This window comes from Lutibacter sp. Hel_I_33_5, assembly GCF_007827455.1.
Taxonomy (GTDB): Bacteria; Bacteroidota; Bacteroidia; order Flavobacteriales; family Flavobacteriaceae; genus Polaribacter.
On the sequence record NZ_VISM01000001.1, the window covers coordinates 252,108 to 276,539 of the forward strand.

A 24,432-nucleotide genomic window follows, 5' to 3' on the forward strand; every position below is an offset into this window, starting at 1 on the left:
TTTATAACACAATATAACTAAAAACCAATAACTAAAGACTAACAACTACCTTAATAAGCATCCACATCAATAATAAAACGAATAGGTCTAAAATCTTTAACAGCCTCAAAAGTATTTTTAACTTTAGTAAGTTGTTCTTTGGTTTTTGCTAAAGATTGTTTTGGTGGAATTTTAATCACTAAATTTTTAATATATAAATTTCTAATTCTAGAAACTGCAGGTGCTGAGGGTCCTAAAACATGTTTACCAAAAGAATTTTGCAAGGCTTTTGCTAACCAATTAATTCCGTTATCAACTTTAGTATAATCTCTATGTTTTAACGTAATTTTAATCAATCTATAGTATGGCGGATAATGAAACTGCCACCTGTCTTGCAGCTGTTCTTTATACATTTCTGTATAATTTGTTGTAGAAACTTGTTGCAATATTTGATGATACGGATTAAACGTTTGTATGGCAACATTCCCTTGTTTTTTGCTACGTCCTGCCCTACCAGAAACCTGAACCATTAATTGATACGCACGTTCAAAAGCTCTAAAATCTGGAAAATTCAGCATAGAATCTGCGTTTAAAATTCCAACTAAAGAAACATTTCCAAAATCTAATCCTTTAGAAAGCATTTGAGTTCCTACTAAAATATCTATTTCTTGCGCTTCAAAAGCGCCAATTATTTTTTGATATCCATGTTTTCCTCGTGTGGTATCTAAATCCATTCTCCCGATGGTATGATTTGGAAACAACTCTTTTAATTCTAACTCAATTTGTTCGGTTCCAAAACCTTTGGTATCTAATGTATTACTTCCGCAAGCACCACAACTATTTGGCATGGCTCGTTGATAATTACAAAAATGACAGCGTAATTCTGTTTTATATTTATGATACGTTAAACTTACATCACAATTAGGACATTGTGGAGAAACTCCGCAAGTTTTACATTCTACAACAGGAGAAAATCCACGACGATTCTGAAATAAAATAACCTGTTCTTTTTCTTCTAAAGCTTCGGTAATTAAGGTGATCATTCTATCAGAAAAATGATTCGTCATTAATTTTTTACGATGTTTTTCTTTAATGTCAATAAGCTCAATTTTTGGCAATTGTACATTTCCAAAACGTCTGTTTAATTCCACAAAACCATATTTGTTTTGCTGTGCATTAAAATAACTTTCTAAAGACGGAGTTGCAGAACCTAGTAATATTTTTGCGTTATGTAATTTTGATAAAACTATAGCGGCATCCCTCGCATTATAACGTGGTGAAGGCTCAAATTGTTTATAAGACGTTTCATGCTCTTCATCTACCACAATTAACCCTAAGCTAGAAAATGGTAAAAAGATGGATGAACGCGCTCCTAAAATGATTTGTGCTTTTGGTTTACTTTCTAAAACATTATTCCATACTTCTACTCTTTCATTCATAGAATATTTGGAATGAAACACAGAAACTTGATTTCCAAAATAGTTTTGTAAGCGTGTAATTATTTGTGTAGTCAACGCTATTTCAGGTAATAAAAACAAAACTTGTTTTCCACTTTCAATAACTTCATGGATCAATTTTACATAGATTTCAGTTTTCCCAGAACTAGTAATTCCATGTAATAATGTAACGTCTCTTTCTTTAAATGATTTTTTAATTTGATTGAGTGCAGCATCTTGAAAATCATTTAATTGCATCAATTCATTGGTGTCTCCCTTATATTGAATTCTATCGGTTTTAATATGATAGGTTTCAAAGATATTTTTATCAACTAAAGTTTTTAATACGGCTGAAGAAACATTTGATTTTTCAAGTAACTCTTTTGCTTTTATTGGTTTTTTAGTACTTAATAATTGAAAAAAAGCTAATACAAGTTCGCGTTGTTTTTTTGCTCTTGTTAAAGAATTTACTATACTTTCTATCGCATTATCATCAGAATAATCAGCATGAAAACGGACATACTTAACCAGTTTTGGTTTGTAAACTTCATAAATCTTTTCTTTAATGGTTATTGCTGATTTTTTAATCAACTCATTAATTATTGGCAATACTTTTTTTGTTCCTAAAATATCTGCAACTTGATGGATTGTTAATTGTGATTGATGTTGCAAAGCTTCAAAAACTAAAAATTCATGATCGCTTAAAACTGATTCATCAGTAAAACCTTCGTTTTTATATACAATTGTTTCACTTTCTAATAAAAAAGCGGATGGCAATGACGCTCTAAAAACATCTCCCAAAGAACACATATAATAGTTGGAAATCCACTGCCAATGTTTTAATTGTAACTCATTTACAATCGGTTTATCATCTAAAATTTGATGAATATCTTTTGCTTCATACAACGTTGGAGCAACTTGATGGATATTAAAAACCATTGCGGTATAAATCTTAGACTTTCCAAACGAAACAGCAACACGCATTCCTTTTTTCAGAAAACCAGCTTCTTCTTCCGTTACAGTATAGGTAAAGGTCTTCTGAAGCGGAATGGGTAATATAACGTCTATAAAGTGTGCTCTCACTTCGAGTGATTTTGTATATGAAATTTTCAAAATAGTATCGAGAAGTCTACTTTTAAAAAGTTCTCGATACAAAATTGCAAAAGCAATTTTACTCGAACTGACATTAATCGATTTTTATATAATTTCAAAACTACATAAAATTCATTAAATTTGTTTGTATTACACCAAACTAAAAAACATGAAAAAATTATCCCTCACACTACTTTTTCTTTTTACTATTAACTCTTTTTCTCAAACTGATTCTGGAAATTTAGAAAATTATTTGCATGCAAAAATTGCAGCAATGCCAGGTGAAACTGGAAACAACTTTAGTATACCAACAGATAATGAAGTAACTAGTTGGACAGCAATGATTAATTCTATTTTATCGAATGATATTGCTACAGCAAGAACCAATGCAACTTCTGTGAATTATCAAATTGTTGAATATACAGATACTGATATTGGTAATAATGATGTGTTTTATGTTGTAGAAGAAAAATCGCCACAATCTAAGTATTGGGGAACTTTTGCTTTTGCAAAGAATGCAGCAAGGCCTAATTTAATTTTACAAGCACCACATTCAGATTTCGATTTTAATACAGGTAAACAAGCAATCTATTGTTTTGTAAGACTTAATAATAAAGCATTATTTTTAAATGGAACTCATCGTTGTAATCACAGTACATTATCAACCTGTGCAGGAACAACAACAGTTTGTACTGGCGGATCTTCTGAAGCTTTTAAAATTTCTGATATGGCGCATAATGCCGAAACCATGTGGCAAAAAACAACAGAAATTATTTATAATACCATCACAGAATCCGTCTTTTTTCAATTACATGGTTTTGCTAAAAAAGATGATGATCCGTATGTTATTTTAAGTAACGGAACAGATCAAACTCCAACTACAGATTATGCTGCACAATTAAAAACTGCGTTATTTGCTCAAGACAATACGTTAACTTTTAAAACAGCACATCTAGATAATTGGGATCGTTTAGTAGGTTTTACCAATACACAGGGAAGATTAATAAATCAAAGTAATAATCCCTGTAATCAGTCTGCACAATCTACTACCGGACGGTTTATTCATGTAGAACAAGAAAAAACGAAGTTAAGAGCAGATAGTACGGGCTGGGAGAAAATGTATCAAGCTTTGGTAGGTGTTTTTGGAGTATTAATGAAAGTTGAAGATTTTGTTCAAATTAAAATGAAAAGCGAAAATCCATTTAAAAATAGCTTGACTTTTTCTGCGGAAAATATGCAAAATATTTTGATATATGATATTCTTGGAAAAACAATATATCAAAATAAGAATACTAAAGAATTAAACAGATTTACTATTGATACAAAATCGTTTTCAAACGGGATTTATTTCTTAAAAGTAACTACTAATAAAGGAACTGACATTAAAAAATTATTACGTGAATAATACCGAGTGGAAATCTAAAGGTGAATTTATTACGGTTTTTAACAGAAAACTATTTGTAATTGATTCTAAAGATGTCATTTCGAGCGTAGTCGAGAAATCTCAAGAAACGATGGTTGTTCTCCACGGATACCCAACATCTTCTTTCGATTATTTTAAAGTGTTACCAGCACTTTCTAAACGGTATCGTGTAATTATTCATGATCATTTAGGTTTCGGTTTTTCTGATAAGCCTTTAGACTACTCCTATTCTTTAATAGAGCAAGCCGATTTTGCACTTCAATTGTGGAAACAGTTAGGGTTGACAAAAGTAACCTTATTAGCGCACGATTACGGAACAAGCGTTGCCACAGAAATACTAGCTAGACACAATAAAAAGCAAATCAATTTACAGATTGATAAATTTATTCTTTGCAATGGTTCTGCCCATATAGAACTTTCTAAATTACGTACCATACAGAAATTATTAAAGAGTAAAATAACTGGAAAATTCGTAGCTAGGTTAACCAATTATCCGATTTTTAGAAAGAATATGCGTAATATTTATTTTGATAAATCTAAAGCTACTAACGAAGAATTAAAAGAAATGTGGGAGCTTTTAGAGCATAATAATGGACGAAAAGTAATCCATCAATTAACTAATTATATTAACGAGCGATATTATTATTGGCATCGTTGGATTGGTGCTCTGAAAGAAACACAAATTCCTGCTAAAATTATTTGGGCAAAAAACGACCCAATTGCCATTCCAAAAATTGCTGAATTATTACATGAAGAGATTCCTAATAACGAATTAATTTGGATGGAAAACTGCGGACATTTCTTAATGCTAGAAAAACCTGATGAATGGGTTAAGTTGGTTTTGAAATAAATAATAGTTAATTGAAAGATGTAAACTAATTCGAGTACAGTTGAGAAACTTCATCATAAATTTAAGATTTTTCCATTTCAGTAGAAAAGACATTTGTCTTAAACAACATAATTCGTAACTGATTAATAAATAGCGTTTTATAAAACCAACAAAGACGGAAAAAAACCTCCTATAAGTAATTCTAAAACAATATTTATGGGTACATATACAAGGGTAATATAGCCAAGAGTAGAAGCCATAAACCGAACGATAGATGTAACTTCTACTTTTTTTTTCTTGTGAAATTTAAAATTAAAATGGGCGATGAATCCAACAATCGTTAATAGCCCAATCGTAAATAAAAAACCTACCAAAGGGAATCTATAAGTACTACTCTCTAGAAAATTATCACTGGCTACAATATGGTTTACAATTAAAGAGAAAAGAACCAATAGCATTGCTTTTTTAAACCAAGTCCAAGCAGTATTACTGTTAATTTTCACCATCGTTTTAGTCTTGTATTTTGGATTGGTTATATTGTATTCCAGTAATGGAATCTCTTTTTTGTTAGTTTCAAAAGTAAAGAATAATTTCTAAAATTACTTCAATTTAATATCGCTAGCATACAGAAGTTTCTTGTTTTAAAAATAGTATTCCTCCTCTTCAATTTATGAGTCTTTTAGAGTGCATTAAAAAATTGATCGAGTTTGTATGTTTCTAAATTTACTGTAAATTCATTTTATGAAAAAAACTAACTATTCTTCTGGAATTCTACAATACATTCCTTTTTTTTTATGTGATTTGGTCTGATGATTTATTATCTTATTCTGAAGTTTCTGTCGTAAAAAAAGCCATAGAACAAGATACATCTCTGACCAAAGAAGAGCATCACTATCTATTACAGTGTTTGGATAAAAAGAATCCACCTGCTAATGAAGAATTAAAGCATTGGAAAAATGTAATTTCTAATTCGAATATAAAGCTTATAGAAAGTGATACCTATCCCCTAGCCACTTTTAGTCAGAAAATGGTCGCACATCATTTTGAAGCATTTCCCTTAAACGAGCATTTAAAAGACATAGAAGTTAATTTAGGCTCAGCCCAATCATTACAATCACTTATTTGAAATAGAGGTTGTAAAAGAGCCTATTTCTAATTATTATACACCCAAAGAAATTGATAGCCTCTTAAAAGGAGCACATGCTACAACCATAGATAATTTTAGATAAGTATTAAAAGACCCTATTTTTAAATGGGAACTAAGAAGAACAAAAGAAGCGTTTTGAGCCCATGTATTAAAACAAATCGAGTTTCTGGCAGCAAAAGGATATGGAGCCATGGGCTATCCTGCAGCCTATGGAGGTACTGAAAACATGACTGGTTATGCAGCTATTTTTGAAAATATGATGTATGTAGATGGAAGTATGGCTGTAAAATTTGGCGTTCAGTTTGGTCTTTTTGGAGGAAGTATTCAAAAACTAGGAACAAAAAAACATCATGATGCGTATTTGTCAGCAACTGGAAAAGCAACTCTTTTGGGTTGTTTTGCCATGACAGAAACAGGACATGGATCTAATGTAAGAGGCGTTAAAACTACTGCTACTTATGACAAAGAAACAGACAATATTATTATTCATACCCCTGGAAAAAATGATAATAAAGAATATATAGGCAATGCGTTAGATTCAAGTATGGCCTCTGTATTTGCTCAATTAATTGTTGATGGTAAAAACCATGGCGTTCATGCTATTTTAGTACCTATTCGTGATTCGAATCACAAATTAATGCCAGGTGTAATAATAGAAGATAATGGTTATAAATTAGGGTTAAATGGTGTAGACAATGGTAAAATTTGGTTTCATCAAGTACGCGTACCCAGAGAAAATTTATTAAATAAATATGGTGATATTCTTCCAGATGGAAGCTATCATTCTGATATAGAGAACCCAAGCAAACGTTTTTTTACTATGCTAGGTACTTTGGTTGGCGGTAGAATTTGTGTAGCACGTGCAGGACTTGGTGGTGCTAAAAAAGCATTAGCCATTGCCGTAAAACATGCATTAAAAAGAAGACAATTTAATAATAGTATAAAGGTTCAGGAAGATTTATTAATGGATTATCCTTCACATCAATTACGTTTAACTCCAGTAATTGCAAGTTGTTACGTATATGATGTAACCCTTACACATATGATGAAACAGTATAGTGATCCTTCTATTTTAGACAAACGTAAAATAGAAACCCAAGCTGCAGGATTAAAATCTATTATTACCTGGTTTGCAAATGATGCCATACAAGAATGTAGAGAAGCTTGTGGTGGAAAAGGATATTTAATGGAAAATCAGATTTCGGATTTAAAAGGTGATGTTGATATTTTTACAACCTTTGAAGGTGATAACCATGTATTACTACAATTGGCTGCAAAGGGTGTTTTTATCAGATTTTAAATCGGAATTTAATAGCGCTGGTTTTACAGCGGTTCTTAAATTTTTAGGAACTCGAATAGAAGACAAATTCAATACAATTAATCCTGCCTATACAAACAATGTAGATAAAGATCATTTGTATAATTCTAAATTCCATAAACATGCTTTTAATTATCGCACAAGAAGGCTTACCTATACAGTTGCCATGCGTATTCGAGATTATGTAAAAAAAGGAATGCCATCTTACCAAGCATTTTTAAAAGTACAAACGCATTTATTGGCTGTAGGGAAAGCTTATATTATAGAATTGGCTTATAACACCTTTACAGATTTTACGAATACAATTGAAAATAAAAAAAACAGGTTGTTATTTAAAAAAACAAGCACTTTGTATGCGTTGCATGAACTGCAAAAAGATGCTTCTTGGTACTTAGAACAAGGCTATATAAGTGGCACAAAATCGAAAGCAATACGTAAACGTGTAGAAAGGCTAACCTCAGAATTAAGACCCTATTTAGTTGCTTTAATTGATGGATTTGGAATTCCTGAACATAGTTTGGAGGCTCCTATTGCAAAAAGTTAATGTAATTTTTTAGAGAATACAATATTTTTATATTTTTTCCCATCAACTAAGAAGTTTAATTCCCCAACATTAATGAACTCATTTTTTTCATAGAATCTAATAGCTCTTTTATTTTTTATATACACAGAAAGCCATAGGGTATCTAATTGCAATGCTTTTACTTGTTCCTCTACATACGTTAATAACTGGTGCCCAACCTTTAAAGGAATAAAATCATTTAGGATAAAAATTCGTTCTAACCTGCAACTATTTTGTGAAGCAACATGTTCGTTTGTAGCATGCACTATTATTTTTGCATACCCAATTGGTAAGTTTTCTTCATACATAATATAGAAGAGTTGCTTGGGGTCGTTAATATTCTCATTGGTTTTAGAAATTGAAAAATTCTCGTCTAGGTATTTTTTTAGCTCGTTTTTATCCTCTATATAATGTCCGTGAGATTCTGCCCATGTTTGTCTTCCTAAAAGTGCTAATACTTCTGTATCTGCTTTTGTTGTTTTTTTTATTTTAATCATTGATATTTTGTTTTATTCGTAATCTTCTTAAATGATATCCATGGAGAAATACAGCAATGGTACACCCTATTATTATGGGAAAAGCATTAATAAATACACCATAAAAAACGTAACCAATATTGGCAATGAGTGAAATTAACCGCAGCTTATATTCGCCTTTGGTAGACATGGAATAAAGATTTATCACTAATGCTGCGTAACCAATACTATCAATTAAAACTGGACTCATAATGTTATTCTATCTTAAAATTATAAACTATACTTAATATAGTTACAATAGTAAGTATATTATCTTACCTTTGCAATAACGGTCAAAAATGATAGTATAAATAAATTAGAAATATGTACGCATTTAACGAAAAAGAATATCCTTGTATCACAACATTAACGATGGGAATTATTGGTGGAAAATGGAAGGCTGCAATTTTATACAATTTAAAGTCTAGCATACTTCGTTATAATGAACTTAGAAAAACGATGCCAACAGTAACAGAACGAACGTTGAGTTTACAGTTAAAGACATTGGAAAAAGATGGAATTATTAAGAGGAAAGTGTATACTTCTAAACCACCACTAAAAGTAGAATACTCCTTAACCGAATTTGGAAAAACGTTAATTCCTGTTTTAAATGCTCTTGTAGATTGGGGAAAATATGTGATTGAGCATAAATCTGACTAATGCGGAAAAGCTTAAACCTTTTCATCAACATTGTGTTTCCCTCCTATTATAGCTACGCATACTATTTTTTTTTAGTATAAACACGTATTTAAAGTAATTTAAATTAACTATTTTGGTAGCTTTTAAATATAAATGTACAATTACAAGAAATCCCTCATGTATCATTGGATATTAAAAAATGACCAAATAAAACTTATTTGTTGTGTCATTTTGGTATTGCTATCCATACATAATTCGTTTTCTTTTGAGCAACAAACAGAAAATACTTCTTTAAATAATCCTCAAAAATCGTCTTTTCATACAAATATTGAAATCTCTTTAGATTCTGATTGGGAGTTTTATTGGAATCAATTAATTGAGCCTGGAAATTTTGAAGCTACTACACCATTAAAAAAAGTATCACTAAATAATTGGACAACATTTAATCTTTCAGATAGTACTAAACTACCTTCTTTTGGTTTTGCTACGTATAGATTAAAAATTTCTGTTCCAAAGGAAAGATCACATATATCATTATACATACCTAAAGCTTATTCTTCTTCTAAAACTTATATAAATGGTGTTTTAATCTCTGAAATTGGACGTGTTGGGACTTCTAAAACTGAAACAATTCATAGAAGAAGCTCGCAAATTATTCCTTTAAGTACGTCAGAATCTAAATTCGAAATTGTTATTCAAGTTGCTAATTTTTATCATCATAAGGGCGGTTTTACAGAACCTTTAATAATTAGTAAGAGTAATTATTTGCTTAAAAAGAAGCATAAAAAAACAATAGCAGATATGTTTTATATAGGAAGTTTAGGTTTTATTGGAACCTTCTTTTTATTTTTCTTTTTGTTTTATTGGAATAAAGACAGCGCCGTTCTCTATTTTGGAATTCTTTGTTTATCAATAGCTTACATGTCTTTAAGTGATAGATACGCACCTTTGGGAGAACTTTTTGAATCTATTAGTTTTATTTTTTTAACAAAGATTGAGTATTTTTCATTGTTTATTGTGGGGGCTTCTGCGAATCTTTTTTTCCATGCTATTTTTTCGAGTTTTATGTATAAGAAGTATAAAAAAATCATCATTTATATCTTTTCTATATTCTGTTTATTATGTCTTTTCTTACCGGCTCCTTACTTTACTAAACTAGTTTCACCTTTCTTAATGTTATTAATCATTAACTTGTTATACATCTCATATATCATTATAAAAGTAATTATTTCTAAAGAACGTGAAACCTTTTTATTAATGGCAAGCATGCTATTGGGTTTAGTGATCTTTTTTGGACATATTATTTTCTTTATTTATAAAAATGAAAGCATTTTAATTTTAGTTAATTTTGGTTATCTAGTTGCTTTTTTGCTTTTCTCTATGCTTTTAATGACAAGGTTTGCCAACTCATTTGAAGAACTAGAAGAATCTAAAGAGTTAGCAATAGAACAGCGAAAAGAGATCTCTATTAAGTCTGATGAACTTAAAAATGTAAATCTAGAATTAGAAGAAAATTTAAAACTTTTAAAAAACTACAACACAGAATTAGATAATTTTAATCACATTGTTTCTCACGATTTAAAATCTCCATTAATAGCAATACATTCATTAGTCGCTTTTATAGAAGAAGATGTTCATACTTCTCTTGATAAAGAATCTAAATATCATTTTGAATTATTAAAAAACAGAGTATCTAAAATGAATGCCTTAATTAATGGCCTTTTAGATTATTCTAAAATAGCTAGAGGTAATAAAAAGAAAGAATTATTTAGCTTAAACAATTTGTTAAGTGAAGTTATAAACTTGTTTGATGCTACTGATAATCATATTTTTAACCTTCCAGAAGTAGATGCTGAAATTTATGCAAATAAGCTTGAATTAGAACATGTTTTTCAAAATCTTATAAGTAATTCCATAAAACATAATGATAAAAAAATAACGGAAATCAATTTTTCATTTACAAATTTAAAAAATGAATACTTATTTTCTGTTAACGATAATGGTCCTGGTATAGATGCTAAATATCATACTAAGATTTTTGACATGTTTAGTCAATTAAGTAATGAGAATGAAGTAGAAAGTACCGGAATTGGGCTTTCTATTGTTAAGAAAATAATTTCAGAAAATGATGGAACTATTACTGTAGAATCTGAGAAAGGAATGGGAACTACCATAAAATTTTCTTGGAGAATTTCAAAAAAATAAAGCAACAAAAAAGTCCATCAAAAACTTGATGGACTTTTTAAAACTTGAATTTATATTTAGATAACTTTTACGTTTACTGCATTTAATCCTTTTTTACCTTCTTGTAGGTCAAACTCAACAGAAACGCCTTCACGAATTTCGTCTATTAATCCAGAAATGTGAACAAAGTGATCTTTGTCTATTCCTTCTTCTGTAATAAAACCAAATCCTTTAGACTCGTTGAAAAATTTTACTGTACCTGTACTCATAATTTACTATATTTATTTTAATATTACTTATTTGATTTCAAACATCGTGCCAAAGAACCTCTACTCCTATTGCTTCTTTGCCTTTTTCTTTTTAGGTTTTTCTGATTTAGAATGAGTCGCATTTATTTTTTCTAAATGATTTGCTAGTACTTTTTCAATCAATTCTTCTTTTGTTAAATGATGAAAAACAGTACTCACTTTCTTTTTAAAATTTTCAGAAATTGTACGATTAGGTTTCGTTTTAAAAATTTTCTTTGCCCATAAAAGAGTGTTATTCTCTTCAATACTTTTTGCATCAGCTTTTTTATAGCGATTAAACGAAATACTAAGTTCTTTTTCAAACTCAGCAATATCAACAACCTCTTCTGGTTGAAGAACTGTTAAAGAAAGTCCCTTTGCTCCTGCCCTTGCTGTACGCCCACTCCTATGAACATAGGTGTCATAAGTGTCTGGTAGATGGTAATTTACTACATAAGAAACCTCTTTAACATCAATTCCTCTTGCTGCTAAATCTGTAGCCACTAAAATATCGATATGTCCTTCTCTAAATTGTCCCATGATTCGATCACGAATTCCCTGGGTTAAACTACCATGAATAGCACCTGAAGAGAACTTATTAATAGCTAAGTTTTTTGCTAGTTTATTTACGGCAGCTTTTGTTTTACAAAAAATGATTCCTCTTTCTCCTTCTTTTGAGTTTAAAAAGTGAAGTAATACTTCTAACTTTTCTATGGGAGCAACCACTACATATTGATGATCGATCCCTTGGTGCCCCAAAGTAGTCATATCTGCCTCTATCTGCACAACATTTTTAGACATATAGTTTTGCACCAATTGTTTGATAGTTCCTGGCATGGTTGCCGTAAATAATAAGGTGCGCCTTTTTTTAGGAATTTCTTTGATAATAGCATCTAATCCTTCTTTTAAAGCACTCACCATTTCATCAGCTTCATCTAGAATAAAATAAGCAATATTCTTAATATTAATAGCCTCTCGTTTAACTAAATCTGCTAAACGACCTGGTGTGGCAACCACAATATGTGTTGTGCTTTTTAAACGTTCAATTTGAGGCTTTATAGGGATTCCTCCACAAATTACTGCTATTGATGTTTCTGGACTGTGTGCCGCAAAAGAAATCAAATTATTGTAAATCTGTTGCCCTAACTCTCTTGTAGGCGCTAATATGACTGCTTGAATTTCAGAACTATCAGTATTTATCAATTGTAATAAAGGCAACCCAAAAGCAGCTGTTTTTCCTGTACCCGTTTTTGCTAAAGCAACAATATCTTCTTTTTGCTCTAACACTACAGGAATTACTTTTTCTTGAATATCTGTTGGTGTAGATATTTCTATAGTTGATAAGCTTTGTTGTAATGCTGCATTAATTCCTAAATCGGAAAAACGTTTTGACATAAAAAATATTTTTGTCAAAGGTAACGACACTTTTCATGAGAATACTATCTATTTTATTTGTTATTTTTTATTTCTGATAAATATCCTAAAAAACTATATTCGCGGCATGTGGATGTATTTAGGTTTATTGGCTGCTCTTTTCTTAGGATTACACAACTTATGTAAAAAACATGCAGTTCAAGGAAATGAGGTTTTCCCTGTGCTTCTAGGCACGGTTTTTAGTGGTTTTTTATTTGTTGCTGTTTTTTATTTATTGGCTGTTTTATATCCAGATTATGCTCTAGAAAAAGGCTATAATTTTCAATCTATTTCTTGGCAAACTCATGGTTTTATTTTTATAAAATCGATGATTATGGCTGGTTCTTGGGTTTTAGCCTATCAAGCTTTAAGACATTTACCAATAACTATTGTAACTCCTATACGTTCTGCAGGTCCTTTCTTTACTTTTATTGGCGCAATGGTTATTTATAAAGAAAGTCCAAATTTATTTCAATGGATTGGTTTTTTTCTAATTATATTTTCTGTGATATTATATTCTAGAATTGGTAAAAAAGAAGGCATTATTTTTAAAAAGAATAAATGGATATTTGCCATTATTGGTGCTACCTTTTTAGGTGCTTCTAGTGGTTTGTATGACAAGTTTTTGATTCAGAGTATCCATTTAAACCCACAAACCTTACAGTTTTGGTTTTGCTTTTACACGATTCTAATATTGTTACTTATTTTAACGATCACTTGGTTTCCTTATCCAGAGAAGCGTAAATCATTTAAATTCCGTTGGTCTATAATTGCTGTTGGTGTTTTATTACAAGCTGCTGATTATTTTTACTTTAAAGCTTTACAAGATCCTGACGCATTAATTATGCTACTTTCAGCAATAAAAAGAAGTCAAATTATTATTGCTGTAGTTGTTGGAGGACTTATATTTAAAGAAAAGAATAAGCGAAAGAAACTAGTACCATTAATTGGTATTATGTTAGGTGTCTTTTTGATTTTGTATTCTTAGTTTCTACAACTATTTCATAAAGCATAAAAAAAGCCCATCAAATACTTGATGGGCTAAAAATTATAAAATTTTAAAAACTAATTTAATTTTTAATAACTTTTTTAATAGCTACCTCCCCTTTTTCAGTTGTTATTTTCATTAAATAAATTCCATTCGAAATTGAATGAATATTAATGTTTTTTGTCGTGAATTTTTTAACAATTTGACCTTGTAAATTGAACAAATCAATAGCCTTAATTTGCCCTTTTAATTCTACAGTTAACTTTCCATTTGTAGGATTTGGAAACATCTTAAAGTCAAAATTATTATGATCGTTTATACTAGCTGTACTGCTAAAGATTGCAGTAATATTTTTACTAGCATCCATAGTAATACTTAAAGGGTTTATTGTCCCAGTTGCATCCCCAGACCATCCAACAAATTGATATCCTGTATTTGGAGTTGCTGTTAATCCTACTACAGTTCCATCATCATATGTTCCATTTGTTGGATTTGGGTTTGTTGTTACAGTACCATTAGTTGCAGTAATAGTTAATGTTCGTTGAATTTTACTAAACATTGCTGTAACAGACTTATCTGCATCCATTGTAATATTTAAAGAATTTGTTGTTCCTGTTGCATCACCAGACCAACCATCAAATTGGTATCCTGCATTAGGAGTTGCTGTTATTCCTACTACAGTTCCATCATCATACGTTCCGTTTGTTGGATTTGGGTTTGTTGTTATAGTACCATTAGTTGCAGTAATAGTTAATGTTCGTTGAATTTTACTAAACATTGCTGTAACAGACTTATCTGCATCCATTGTAATATTTAAAGGATTTGTTGTTCCTGTTGCATCACCAGACCAACCATCAAATTGATATCCTGCATTAGGAGTTGCTGTTATTCCTACTACAGTTCCATCATCATACGTTCCGTTTGTTGGATTTGGGTTTGTTGTTACAGTACCATTAGTTGCAGTAATAGTTAATGTTCGTTGAATTTTACTAAACATTGCTGTAACAGACTTATCTGAATCCATTGTAATATTTAAAGGATTTGTTGTTCCTGTTGCATCACCAGACCAACCATCAAATTGGTATCCTGTATTAGGAGTTGCTGTTATTCCTACTACAGTTCCATCATCATACGTTCCGTTTGTTGGATTTGGGTTTGTTGTTACAGTACCATTAGTTGCAGTAATAGTTAATGTTCGTTGAATTTTACTAAACATTGCTGTAACAGACTTATCTGAATCCATTGTAATATTTAAAGGATTTGTTGTTCCTGTTGCATCACCAGACCAACTATCAAATTGGTATCCTGCATTAGGAGTTGCTGTTATTCCTACTACAGTTCCATCATCATACGTTCCGTTTGTAGGATTTGGGTTTGTAGTTACTGTTCCGTTTGTAGCATTAATTGTTAAGGTACGTTGAATTTTACTAAACATTGCCGTAACAGACTTATCTGCATCCATTGTAATACTTAATGGATTTGTTGTATTTGTATTTCCAGTACCAGCAAAATCTCCCGTCCAATGAGAAAACTCATAATTAGAATCAGGATCTGGTGTTAACGTAACTACAGTTCCATCATCATAAGTACCACTATTATTTGTTGTTGTATTAGGGTTTGGGCTCACCGTAATATTACCATTTGTTGCATTAATTATTAATGTACGTTGTGTAACAGGTATTAAACTGAATATTGCAGTAACCGTTTTATCCGTATCTATTGTGATATTTTGAGGATTTGTTGTTCCTGTAACATCACCAGACCATCCATCAAACTGATATCCAGTATTTGGTGTTGCTGTTAAAGTTACCACAGTTCCGTTTAAATAAGTACCGTTTGTTGGATATGAATTTGGAGTTACTGTTCCGTTTGTAGCATTAATAGTTAATGTATGTTTTATTAAACTAAAGTTAGCTTTGTATGCTTTGTCTGCATCCATAGTAACACTTAAAGGGTTTGTTGACCCTGTTGCATCTCCAGACCAACCATCAAATTGATATCCTGCATCTGGTGTTGCAGTTATAGCAACTACTGCACCATCTGTATAAGTACCATTCGTTGGATTTGGATTTGTTGTTACTGTACCATTACCAACTACTGATGTATTAAGAGTTCTTGTAACGACAATAGTTGCAGGATTTGATCCGAATTCATAGACTCCCATATCTACTGTAGTATTAAAAATACGTTGATTTCCTAATAAATCTGTACTAGTTGTTACATACGTATTATCTCCGCTATCTTTTGCTGGCGAACTCGTTGTTAATGAAAAATCTCCATTTAATAAATCTGTAAAAGACGGATCTGTATCACTTGTTGCAGTTGTTGATGTAATTAAAGAATCGTTAAAATTATTTTCATCTATAGAATTATACACATTAACAGAAGTAACAGGTATTCCGTAAAGATCTGTAATAGATTTAGTTGCTACGTTACCAGTTGTTTTATTGTTCCAAAATATCGAATTTGAAACTACTGCATTAAATGTACCAAAGAAACCAGGATGTCTACTAATTGCGAATACTGCATGAGTAGAAGCGTTTAAACTTTGTTCTGTACCTGTATCTGTATTGTTAACCAATGTGTTATTTGTGAAATTTAAATCAACATCAGATGTGCTTCCTAACATTCTAAACCAACCTGCACTTCCACTAAATCCTAGTGCTGAAGCAGTTAAATTAGCTGCGGTATTACTGTTAAATAGTGTGTTTGAAATATTTATATCTACATTGGTATTACTTCTTATAATACTATAAATACCAGTACCCCAACGAGAGAAATTATTGGTGAATTCACAGTTTTCTATAGTTAATACACCTCTAGTTCCTGTAGCATTATTCAACTCAAACTCTGCAATTAAACCAGCACTTGCATTTCTAGAAACATTGTTCTTAATAATACAATTTTTAAGTGTTAGTTTTGCAATTGCCTTATTCTTTACTATAGCACCTCCCTGTTCTGTTGTACTTAAACTATTATGAGCATCACTTATAGTTAAACCATCTAGTAATAAATCATTTCCTGTTGTTGTAATCTTAACAATATGAGTACTGTTTACATTTCTACGTGATGTCTCATTATAATTAGCAAGATAACCCACAACGTTATTATCATCATTTCCTAAATCACCTGATAATATAGTTTCATTAGCTCCAAGAACTCTATCTGAAAGTTTTGTTTCTGTTCCTGCAAAACCTCCATAAATTTTCATACCACTCTTTGTTATATTAAAAGAAACACTTATATCTGACGCATTTGGTGTATAAGTACCAGCAGCTACCCAGATTTCAGAATTATTAACAGTATTTGATAAAGCGGTAGTTAAACTTGTATAGGCATCTGGCCAAGTTGTACCATCGTTATTTCCTGTAGCATTCTTGTTAACATATATTTTTGATTTCACAAAATTAGCCGTTATATTGATGGTGTTATTTACTAATACGCCTAAAGTATTTGTATTACCAACGATATCTCCTGTCCAACCATTAAATTTATATCCTGCAGCTGGTGTTGCTACTAAATTTAATACAGTACCATAATCATGGTTTTGTGAGACAGGATGATTTACAGTTCCGTTTCCGGTTACTTGTACATTTACTTTATATGTAAATAATGCATACGGGTCAAACTCATATGCTCCCACATCTATAGTACTTGTAACAATTCTATCTTTACCTAATAAATCTTTTGTAAAAGTTGCTGGTAATTTTGAATTATCTCCTGTATTAATTGCAGGTGAACCTGATAGTAATATAAATTCATTATTAGCTGCATCTTTAAGTAATGGATCTGCATTACTAGTATTTGTTAAATTAGCAGCTGTTAATTTAGAAAAACTACCCTGATCTATAGAATTTACTGCTGTTACATTTTGCCCTAAAGTAGTGTGCATTCCTGATATAGCATTAGCTATTACTCCCCCTGTAATGGTATTATTCCAAAAAATACAATTGGCAGCCTCTAAATTTAAAGTTCCACTAGTAGTAGAAGCTCCGACAGTAGCTCTATTTAAGTTGTTCATATAACTATGTGTACCGATATCATTATTATTAACATAGGTGTTATTTACTAAACTAGTAGTTACATTAGCAGATCCATGTAGAGATCTAAACCAACCAGCACTAGCAGCAAATCCTACAGCGCCACTTAAATTTTTAGCTTCATTATTACTAAATAAAGAATTGGTTACTTTAAATGTAAACACACCACCAGATCTTGCCCAAGCAGCAAAAGAAGTACTGTGGCGTGCAATGTTATTATCAAAAATACAGTTCTCGATATCAAGAGTACCTCCAGAAGAGGTATATTCTGCATTTATACCTGCTGCATGACCAGCATAATTGTTTTTAAACGTAGAGTTTTTTACTGTCAATGAATTTACAGTTACTCGTTTAAAAATACCTGCTCCTGTTGAATTATTAGCTGTACTATTTGCAACTCCATCTTGAATAATAAAACCATCTATAACAATATCATTTTGATTTACATCAATAACATGATACGCGTTTTCACTTCTACTTCCTCCAATGTCATCTCCTGACAAATCACCAGATAAGATGGTTTCATTAGTTCTTAAATCTCTTTGATTTAAAGTAGTTTCTGTACCGTTAAACCCTCCATATAATTCAACATTTTTTTTGTTGATTGCAAAAGGAACAGTTCTGCTTGAAGCATGAGGTGTATAAGTACCTTTTGCAACCCAAATTTCACCACCCTCTTGCAATGTACTTAATGCACCCTGTAAGTCTGTATATGCATTTGTCCAAGAAGTTCCGTCATTTGTTCCTGTTGCATTTTTATTAACGTATGTAATCCCGTTGGTTCTAACCTCTAATGGAGAGGACCAACTAGACATCGTTGAATTTGCACAAGGTCTTCTTAAATATACATTGTAAATAGTACCTGGTTGTAGACCAGTTAAATTTTGAACATCATTGGCTGTATAATTTATGTTTGATACTATTGTAGCATTTGCAAAAGGTTGTCCTTTAGCAACGTATGCTAAATCGAAAGTACCCGATTCTGACCAAGAAACATCTGCTGTGGTTTCAGTAATATTAGCTGTTGAAATAATAGATGTTAACGGTGGAAAACAAAAATTATTTATAGTAGCTAATTGTGTAACTTCTGCTTGTGTTACTCTTTTAGTATAAATATTTAAATCATCTATAGCACCATGAAACCTATTTGAGTCGCTCAAATTATTAGTTCTGTTGTTTCCGACTGTAAAGTTTCCGTTCGTGTCATGAGATCCAAGTAATCTAAAACTAACTGAAGATGAACCACTTTCATCTATTCCTACTTCGCCTTGATCTAAACCATCAATGAACACCCTTGTTCTAGTTCTAATAAAAATGGTTAATCCTGAAGAACTAACACTATAAGTATTACCAATTGTCATTACAACATGATGCCAGTTACCATCACTAATAATAGGAGTCGTACTATTAGTTGAACCTCTGTATGAAGTATTTCCACTATGCAATACTCTTGTACTTACTCCTATTTTACCATCTTGTAAAAAAACATAATACCCTGTCCAAGTAGTACTAGTTAAACTTGAGTTATTATTAGAATCGTCAATAATAATTCTTTTATTAGTATCATTTGTAGTTGTTTTGATCCAAAAACTAACTGTACCTTCATTTCCGTAGTTAGCACCTAAATTATTACTAGGATACGCTACATCTGTTCTTGTTAAATGATCTCCATTTAAACTAATTGCATTATTTGCTACTGTAAAGCGGTCATCTATATTTGCTAATGCTGTTCCTGTTTGTGTAAATGTTACTGCATTGGCTGCGTCTGTAAAAACTCCATTGGTGAAGTCGTAATTAGCATATAAACCATTAGTGGGTATTTGTGCGTAGGTTATGCTAGCTACAAAAAGTAATAAGAAAAATAATTTTGATTTCATTTTATTGATTTTATGTTTTGGCAAAAAAACGGCGAGATTTTATATTGTAAACAATTCACTTTATGAATAGTGATTTTAGTTTGTGAATGAAAATTTTAAACAAAAAAAAACTCAGTTATGAAAACTGAGTTTATTGTATTTATTAATTTATAGTATATCTTATTCAGAAATCTTTATAATAAATTCTTTGATTTTTTGCTTTGTCATAGCATTAGCTTTAATTTTACTTTTACTATAAAAATTACTGAATGAAAAATCTGTCCAATCTGGCGATTTTTTATTTGCTGGCATTATCATTACAAAGCTTTCTTTGTCGTAAGTAATCATATATAATCCAATAGCATTAAAGAAAACGGGGAACCCTAAAGCTTGGCTATCTTCTTTTTGATATTTATACATTGCAGGAGAGCATCGTTGACAAGCTGCAACAACCAATACTTTGTCATTTCCCCATTTAGTAAATTGAAATAGTTTTTCTTTGGTCATCTTTCTTCCTATTCCTCTCTCTGCATCCATTAAAAGATAAGTTCCATCAATAGTTTTAGTAGGCTCTTTACTTTGAGAAAAAAGCATACAAGGCATTAGTATTAAAATTAAGAGTGTTAAAAGTGTTTTCATAATTAGTTAAATTTAGTTTAGTAGTATTTTTACGTTTTACACAACTCTCTATATATTAGTTTATATTTATAGTTTTACCACAACCTGTATTCTTACCATAAACCTTCCTTCCCTCTACAATATATGCATCACTATCGCAATTCCAAGCTCTTGTTCCTCCTGCTACTACCTCCGTACCTAAGCTACAACCAGTACTAGAGTGACATATATAAATAGATTGACTGCTGTTATTTCTAAGTGTTACATTATCTCTTTTTTTCACATCCTCTACAAATTTTTGATAAGCTTTCATCCTTTTATACTTTGGCGTTGCTTTAATAGAGTCATTATACCTTTTTATTTCATCAGCACCTTTATTTTTTGCTGCAATGATATTTTTATCATGCTGTTTTTCTTTTATTGTTCTATTTTTCTGCTTAGCCTTCATTGCTACTAAATAATCTTTAATTAACTTATCTAGATTTTTATTTTGTAAGGCTTTGTGAGCTTCTCCGTAATTAGGATTCTTTTTAGATTTGTTTTTTGCTTCTTTTAGTTTTTGAAAGAAAGACATCTTTTTCTTTTTAGTTTTTTTCTTATTTCCAGTAGCTTTTTCTCCTTTTATTTTAATATAAACATCATCTATATTTTTAAAAGACGTTCCGTCAGTAGAAATACCTCTTACAACAAATACATAGTCCTCGATAGCTATAATTCCGTCCTTTTGATATTTATGTTTCATATAGCTTTCATAAGGATATCCGCTACATTCATAGTAACCTTCTATCACATTATATCCTCCTCCTTTTTCACCTTTTTTCTTTCCTTCATCTATAATAGCACTTATTTCATAACCTTCACCTGAAGAAAGACGTTTTAAATCAAACTTAACTACATATCGTTTGTCGTTAATTTCATAAGTACCATCACCTTCAGCATCCCAGACTCTTGTATACTCTTGGTATTGATCATTCATTGAAATATTATCAAATAAGTTGTTTTGTGCAAATGATATTGTTGTTATCAAAAGTGCAATTGCTGTAATTAAATTTCTCATTGTTTTTTATATTAAATATTTTGAATACAAGATTACAATCAGAATAAAAAAAAAGAACAAAACGTTTTATGAATGGTAGTTTTGGTTTGTGAATGAAATAATGGGGCTCTTAAAGCTAAGAAATGTTTTAAATAAATGGTAAGTTTACAATAACTTTTGTTCCTTTTGCTACTTCACCTTCATATAAATCTTCTATTGTATAACCAATTTCTTGAGCGTATTGTTTTCTGAAGATATCTAAACGTTTTTCTATAGCTCCTAAAGCAAAAGATTCATGATGATGACCTTGACGACTTGTTATTTCTTTTGCTTTCTCTCTACCAACACCATTATCTGTAATGATACATTGTAAGCTGTTATTCGAAAAAACAAATTCAATATCAAGTTCTTTTTTTCCTGATTTATGTAATAAACCATGAACTAAAGCATTTTCAATAAAAGGTTGAATTAATAATGATGGTATTTCTAAATTTTCTTCTGAGTTATAAGAAATCGTATATATAAAATCTTCACCAAAACGTAAGTTTTCTAACTTTAAATACACTTTTAAAAAATTTAGTTCTTCTTGTATAGAAATAAAATCTTGATTAGAATAGCTTAATGCATTACGTATCAAAACCGAAAATAAAACAATAGAATCATACGTTGCATCTGTATCATGTTTTAAAACTAAATCTTGTATAGAATTTAAGGCATTAAATATAAAATGAGGGTTCATTTGAGAACGCAAAGCCGTTAAATTTGTGGTAATCAATTCTTTTTCAAGCGATACTTTTTCTAGCTGAGCTATTCTTTCTTTTTCTTTTCCTTTTATTTTTCTTCTAAAATAATAATTCATACTTCCAAAAAACAATAATGAAACTCCTAAAATAAACCACCAAGTTTTCCAATATGGTCTTTGTATTGAAAAGGTAAGTTCTTTTATATTTTTAGGTGAAGAATTTTCTAAGTTTGGTTGTACCTGAAAAGTGTATTTCCCCGCAGGTAAACTATTATATTTAACCGAGTTAATGTTCTTATCTGTAAATAACCAAGTATCACTTAATCCCTTTAATCTATACTTATAATTACTTTTTTGGTTGTATAAAAAACCATTAACATTAAAACCAATTTTTATTGCGTTTTGATTATAATTCAACCTATAATTAGAACCAACAACTGTATCTTTTTCATTAATTTCTAACTCATTAAAATATATTTCAGGATACTGTTCTTTAAATAGATTTTCTTTATTTAATGAGAATAAACCTTCATTTGAAGATAAAAACACTTTGTTATTAAGGATTTCAATTCCTGTGATATCATAAGATAAAATACCTTCACGTTTTGTTAGTGTTTTAATTTTTTTTGAAACAACATCAAGTAATTGAAAACTATTTTCTGAAGAAATCCAGAGATTATTTTGATCTCCTTTTATAATACCTGTATTATTTGAAGTTAGTCCGTTACTCGTATTATAATGATGTATAACAGAATCATTTTTAATACCATAAATACCATTATTAATTGAAGATACCCATATAACACCGTCTTTGGTTTTAGTTAATGATCTACCATAAATTGGCTTATTATTATATTTAATAATTTTTGATTCCCATGTATGATTATACTTAACTAAATTATCTACAAAGGCAACGTATACTTCTTTTTTGCTTTCATCTTTTAAAGAAGCATATGTTCTCTTATTATTAGAAATGACGATTTCGTTTTTAAAACTTCCGTTTTTTAATATTTTAACCGTATTGTAACTTGTAAAAAAAACATCCTTTTTATTTAAAATTAATAAGCTTTTAGCAGTGCTAATTTTACTAACTTGTTTTATTTCTTTTAATTGAAACGTTTTATAATTATAAGTGAATGATTGTATGTCTTTACTAATATAAACTGTACTTTTTTCTGGATGATTTTTAAGTACAGAAACTCTATCTTTAGTAGGTATATCTATAAAATGTTCTTTATCTTTTTGAATATTATAAAATCCAATATCACCCGCTTTACTTCCAAATACCAGCGTGTTCTTATTTATAATATCTAAACTACTTATATTTTTGTTTTTTTCTGAAACGGTAGCAACTTCTATAGCTATATTGGGTGCAACATAAATACCATCATTTAGTGTTGTAAACCAATAATTATCATCTTTATCTTTTATAATCTTTGTAACACTTTTATCTTTTAAAAACCTTTTTTTAAATCTAAATCTATTCTCTTTAAATTCAAAAATCCAAACGCCAGAATTTGTCCCAAACCAAATATCATTTTCGTTTTCAAATTCTGTATGAATTCTTTCTTTAGCTATAGGTTTTGAGCCTTTTACTGGAATAATATTTTTATCTAAAGAATTAATTTTATAGAACTTATTGATACCTAGTCTATTTTGATAAAGGAAAAGAGAAGATACTATTTTAAATATTTTTGATGGCCCTTGAGTTATTGTTTTCCCTTTATGATCTTTAGTTGGTAAATTATTTGCAGCAATTGCTTTAAAGTAATTTTTATTTGTGAGGCTAATGATAGAATCTACATTACCAAAATATATAGTTTTATCTAGTTTTAAAGGGTTTCCGAAATTTTTATTGTTCGTATGAATATTTTCTATCAGTTTAGTTTCAATATTTATTTTATAAATATTTCTAGCAGAAAACACCCAAAGAAATTTCTTTACAACCATAAACTCAGAAAGTTCTCCTTTTAGAAGTTTACTTAAATCTGTAAATAAATGGAGTTCATTATTTTTTGTGAAGAAAAATTGCCCAGAGATGTTATTACACCAAATTCGTCCTAAATCGTCTTGTTTAACTCCAAAAACAGATCTACTTCGTTGTTTTTTATTACTAAAGCTTTTATACGATTTACCATCGTATCGGTAAAGTCCATTATCTGCAGCTAACCAAATAAAACCTTTGTCATCTTCTATTAAATTGTAAAACTCTTTATCTGGTAAACCATTTTTTTCTGAAAGATGAATAAATACAGGTTCTTGTCCATTCATTAAAAATGAAAACATAAAGAACAATAGAAAAAAAATATTTTTCATCAATATATATAA

The 24,432-nt window shown here is 30.2% G+C and carries 17 protein-coding genes; 8 read left to right on the forward strand and 9 right to left on the reverse strand.

What is annotated here, in order from left to right:
- Positions 1 to 50: 50 nt before the first annotated feature.
- Positions 51 to 2,498 carry a primosomal protein N' gene (gene priA, locus OD91_RS01155; RefSeq protein ID WP_186434365.1) on the reverse strand — a complete coding sequence of 816 codons (2,448 nt, stop codon included), beginning with the start codon at positions 2,496 to 2,498 and terminating at the stop codon, positions 51 to 53.
- A gap of 178 nt (positions 2,499 to 2,676) precedes the next feature.
- Here priA and OD91_RS01160 point away from each other — a divergent pair, with 178 nt between their 5' ends.
- Together OD91_RS01160 and OD91_RS01165 are read left to right on the forward strand one after the other, a co-directional pair.
- A complete protein-coding gene (locus OD91_RS01160; RefSeq protein WP_144894574.1) occupies positions 2,677 to 3,912 on the forward strand; it encodes a T9SS type A sorting domain-containing protein in 1,236 nt (411 codons plus the stop codon).
- Positions 3,905 to 4,780: an alpha/beta fold hydrolase gene (locus OD91_RS01165; RefSeq protein ID WP_144894575.1), complete on the forward strand. Its 876-nt coding sequence runs from the start codon at positions 3,905 to 3,907 to the stop codon at positions 4,778 to 4,780. The genes OD91_RS01160 and OD91_RS01165 overlap by 8 nt, the downstream gene beginning before the upstream one ends.
- Positions 4,781 to 4,917: 137 nt before the next feature.
- On the opposite strand, the gene OD91_RS01170 is transcribed toward OD91_RS01165, so the two are convergent.
- The gene (locus OD91_RS01170; protein ID WP_144894576.1) at positions 4,918 to 5,265 is read right to left on the reverse strand and encodes a hypothetical protein; all 348 of its coding nucleotides are present in this window, start codon (positions 5,263 to 5,265) and stop codon (positions 4,918 to 4,920) included.
- Between the two features lie 290 nt (positions 5,266 to 5,555).
- On the opposite strand from OD91_RS01170, the gene OD91_RS13640 reads away from it, so the two are divergent.
- From OD91_RS13640 to OD91_RS13650, 3 genes are all read left to right on the forward strand, one after another.
- Complete coding sequence (locus tag OD91_RS13640; RefSeq protein WP_255513133.1) at positions 5,556 to 5,885, forward strand: hypothetical protein; 330 nt, start codon at positions 5,556 to 5,558, stop codon at positions 5,883 to 5,885.
- A gap of 211 nt (positions 5,886 to 6,096) precedes the next feature.
- On the forward strand, positions 6,097 to 7,206 hold the full coding sequence (locus tag OD91_RS13645) for an acyl-CoA dehydrogenase family protein (RefSeq protein WP_255513134.1): 1,110 nt from the start codon (positions 6,097 to 6,099) through the stop codon (positions 7,204 to 7,206).
- Positions 7,187 to 7,768 carry an acyl-CoA dehydrogenase gene (locus OD91_RS13650; RefSeq protein WP_255513135.1) on the forward strand — a complete coding sequence of 194 codons (582 nt, stop codon included), beginning with the start codon at positions 7,187 to 7,189 and terminating at the stop codon, positions 7,766 to 7,768. Before OD91_RS13645 ends, OD91_RS13650 begins: the two co-directional genes overlap by 20 nt.
- Here the strand turns inward: OD91_RS13650 and OD91_RS01180 are convergent.
- Complete coding sequence (locus OD91_RS01180) at positions 7,765 to 8,283, reverse strand: N-acetyltransferase (RefSeq protein ID WP_144894577.1); 519 nt, start codon at positions 8,281 to 8,283, stop codon at positions 7,765 to 7,767. The two genes, OD91_RS13650 and OD91_RS01180, sit on opposite strands and share 4 nt — an antisense overlap.
- A gap of 342 nt (positions 8,284 to 8,625) precedes the next feature.
- On the opposite strand from OD91_RS01180, the gene OD91_RS01185 reads away from it, so the two are divergent.
- Entirely contained in the window at positions 8,626 to 8,961 is a 336-nt protein-coding gene (locus OD91_RS01185; RefSeq protein ID WP_144894578.1) for a helix-turn-helix domain-containing protein, read from the forward strand.
- A gap of 156 nt (positions 8,962 to 9,117) precedes the next feature.
- Complete coding sequence (locus tag OD91_RS01190) at positions 9,118 to 11,145, forward strand: ATP-binding protein (RefSeq protein WP_186434366.1); 2,028 nt, start codon at positions 9,118 to 9,120, stop codon at positions 11,143 to 11,145.
- 56 nt (positions 11,146 to 11,201) lie between these two features.
- Here the strand turns inward: OD91_RS01190 and OD91_RS01195 are convergent, their stop codons facing one another.
- A complete protein-coding gene (locus OD91_RS01195) occupies positions 11,202 to 11,393 on the reverse strand; it encodes a cold-shock protein (protein WP_144894580.1) in 192 nt (63 codons plus the stop codon).
- Positions 11,394 to 11,459: 66 nt separating this feature from the next.
- Positions 11,460 to 12,806 carry a DEAD/DEAH box helicase gene (locus OD91_RS01200; protein WP_144894581.1) on the reverse strand — a complete coding sequence of 449 codons (1,347 nt, stop codon included), beginning with the start codon at positions 12,804 to 12,806 and terminating at the stop codon, positions 11,460 to 11,462.
- Positions 12,807 to 12,912: 106 nt separating this feature from the next.
- On the opposite strand from OD91_RS01200, the gene OD91_RS01205 reads away from it, so the two are divergent.
- Positions 12,913 to 13,812 (forward strand): EamA family transporter, encoded by a 900-nt coding sequence (locus OD91_RS01205; RefSeq protein ID WP_144894582.1) that lies wholly within the window; start codon positions 12,913 to 12,915, stop codon positions 13,810 to 13,812.
- Positions 13,813 to 13,894: 82 nt separating this feature from the next.
- Here OD91_RS01205 and OD91_RS01210 read toward each other — a convergent pair whose 3' ends face one another.
- From OD91_RS01210 to OD91_RS01225, 4 genes are all read right to left on the reverse strand, one after another.
- Positions 13,895 to 19,729 carry an InlB B-repeat-containing protein gene (locus OD91_RS01210; RefSeq protein ID WP_144894583.1) on the reverse strand — a complete coding sequence of 1,945 codons (5,835 nt, stop codon included), beginning with the start codon at positions 19,727 to 19,729 and terminating at the stop codon, positions 13,895 to 13,897.
- Positions 19,730 to 19,888: 159 nt separating this feature from the next.
- On the reverse strand, positions 19,889 to 20,347 hold the full coding sequence (locus tag OD91_RS01215; RefSeq protein WP_144894584.1) for a hypothetical protein: 459 nt from the start codon (positions 20,345 to 20,347) through the stop codon (positions 19,889 to 19,891).
- Between the two features lie 55 nt (positions 20,348 to 20,402).
- Positions 20,403 to 21,383: a hypothetical protein gene (locus tag OD91_RS01220; RefSeq protein ID WP_144894585.1), complete on the reverse strand. Its 981-nt coding sequence runs from the start codon at positions 21,381 to 21,383 to the stop codon at positions 20,403 to 20,405.
- A 127-nt stretch (positions 21,384 to 21,510) separates the two neighbouring features.
- A complete protein-coding gene (locus OD91_RS01225) occupies positions 21,511 to 24,390 on the reverse strand; it encodes a histidine kinase (protein ID WP_186434367.1) in 2,880 nt (959 codons plus the stop codon).
- Positions 24,391 to 24,432 lie beyond the last annotated feature (42 nt).

What these genes read in the sequence shown, in the direction of transcription:
- OD91_RS01185 (WP_144894578.1), top strand. Translation starts at nt 8,626, where the DNA reads ATGTACGCATTTAACGAAAAAGAATATCCTTGTATCACAACATTAACG.
- OD91_RS01215 (WP_144894584.1), bottom strand. Translation starts at nt 20,347, where the DNA reads ATGAAAACACTTTTAACACTCTTAATTTTAATACTAATGCCTTGTATG.
- OD91_RS01205 (WP_144894582.1), top strand. Translation starts at nt 12,913, where the DNA reads ATGTGGATGTATTTAGGTTTATTGGCTGCTCTTTTCTTAGGATTACAC.
- OD91_RS01190 (WP_186434366.1), top strand. Translation starts at nt 9,118, where the DNA reads ATGTATCATTGGATATTAAAAAATGACCAAATAAAACTTATTTGTTGT.
- OD91_RS13645 (WP_255513134.1), top strand. Translation starts at nt 6,097, where the DNA reads ATGGGCTATCCTGCAGCCTATGGAGGTACTGAAAACATGACTGGTTAT.
- OD91_RS01225 (WP_186434367.1), bottom strand. Translation starts at nt 24,390, where the DNA reads ATGTTTTCATTTTTAATGAATGGACAAGAACCTGTATTTATTCATCTT.
- OD91_RS01160 (WP_144894574.1), top strand. Translation starts at nt 2,677, where the DNA reads ATGAAAAAATTATCCCTCACACTACTTTTTCTTTTTACTATTAACTCT.
- OD91_RS01200 (WP_144894581.1), bottom strand. Translation starts at nt 12,806, where the DNA reads ATGTCAAAACGTTTTTCCGATTTAGGAATTAATGCAGCATTACAACAA.
- OD91_RS01210 (WP_144894583.1), bottom strand. Translation starts at nt 19,729, where the DNA reads ATGAAATCAAAATTATTTTTCTTATTACTTTTTGTAGCTAGCATAACC.
- OD91_RS01170 (WP_144894576.1), bottom strand. Translation starts at nt 5,265, where the DNA reads ATGGTGAAAATTAACAGTAATACTGCTTGGACTTGGTTTAAAAAAGCA.
- OD91_RS01180 (WP_144894577.1), bottom strand. Translation starts at nt 8,283, where the DNA reads ATGATTAAAATAAAAAAAACAACAAAAGCAGATACAGAAGTATTAGCA.
- OD91_RS01195 (WP_144894580.1), bottom strand. Translation starts at nt 11,393, where the DNA reads ATGAGTACAGGTACAGTAAAATTTTTCAACGAGTCTAAAGGATTTGGT.
- OD91_RS01220 (WP_144894585.1), bottom strand. Translation starts at nt 21,383, where the DNA reads ATGAGAAATTTAATTACAGCAATTGCACTTTTGATAACAACAATATCA.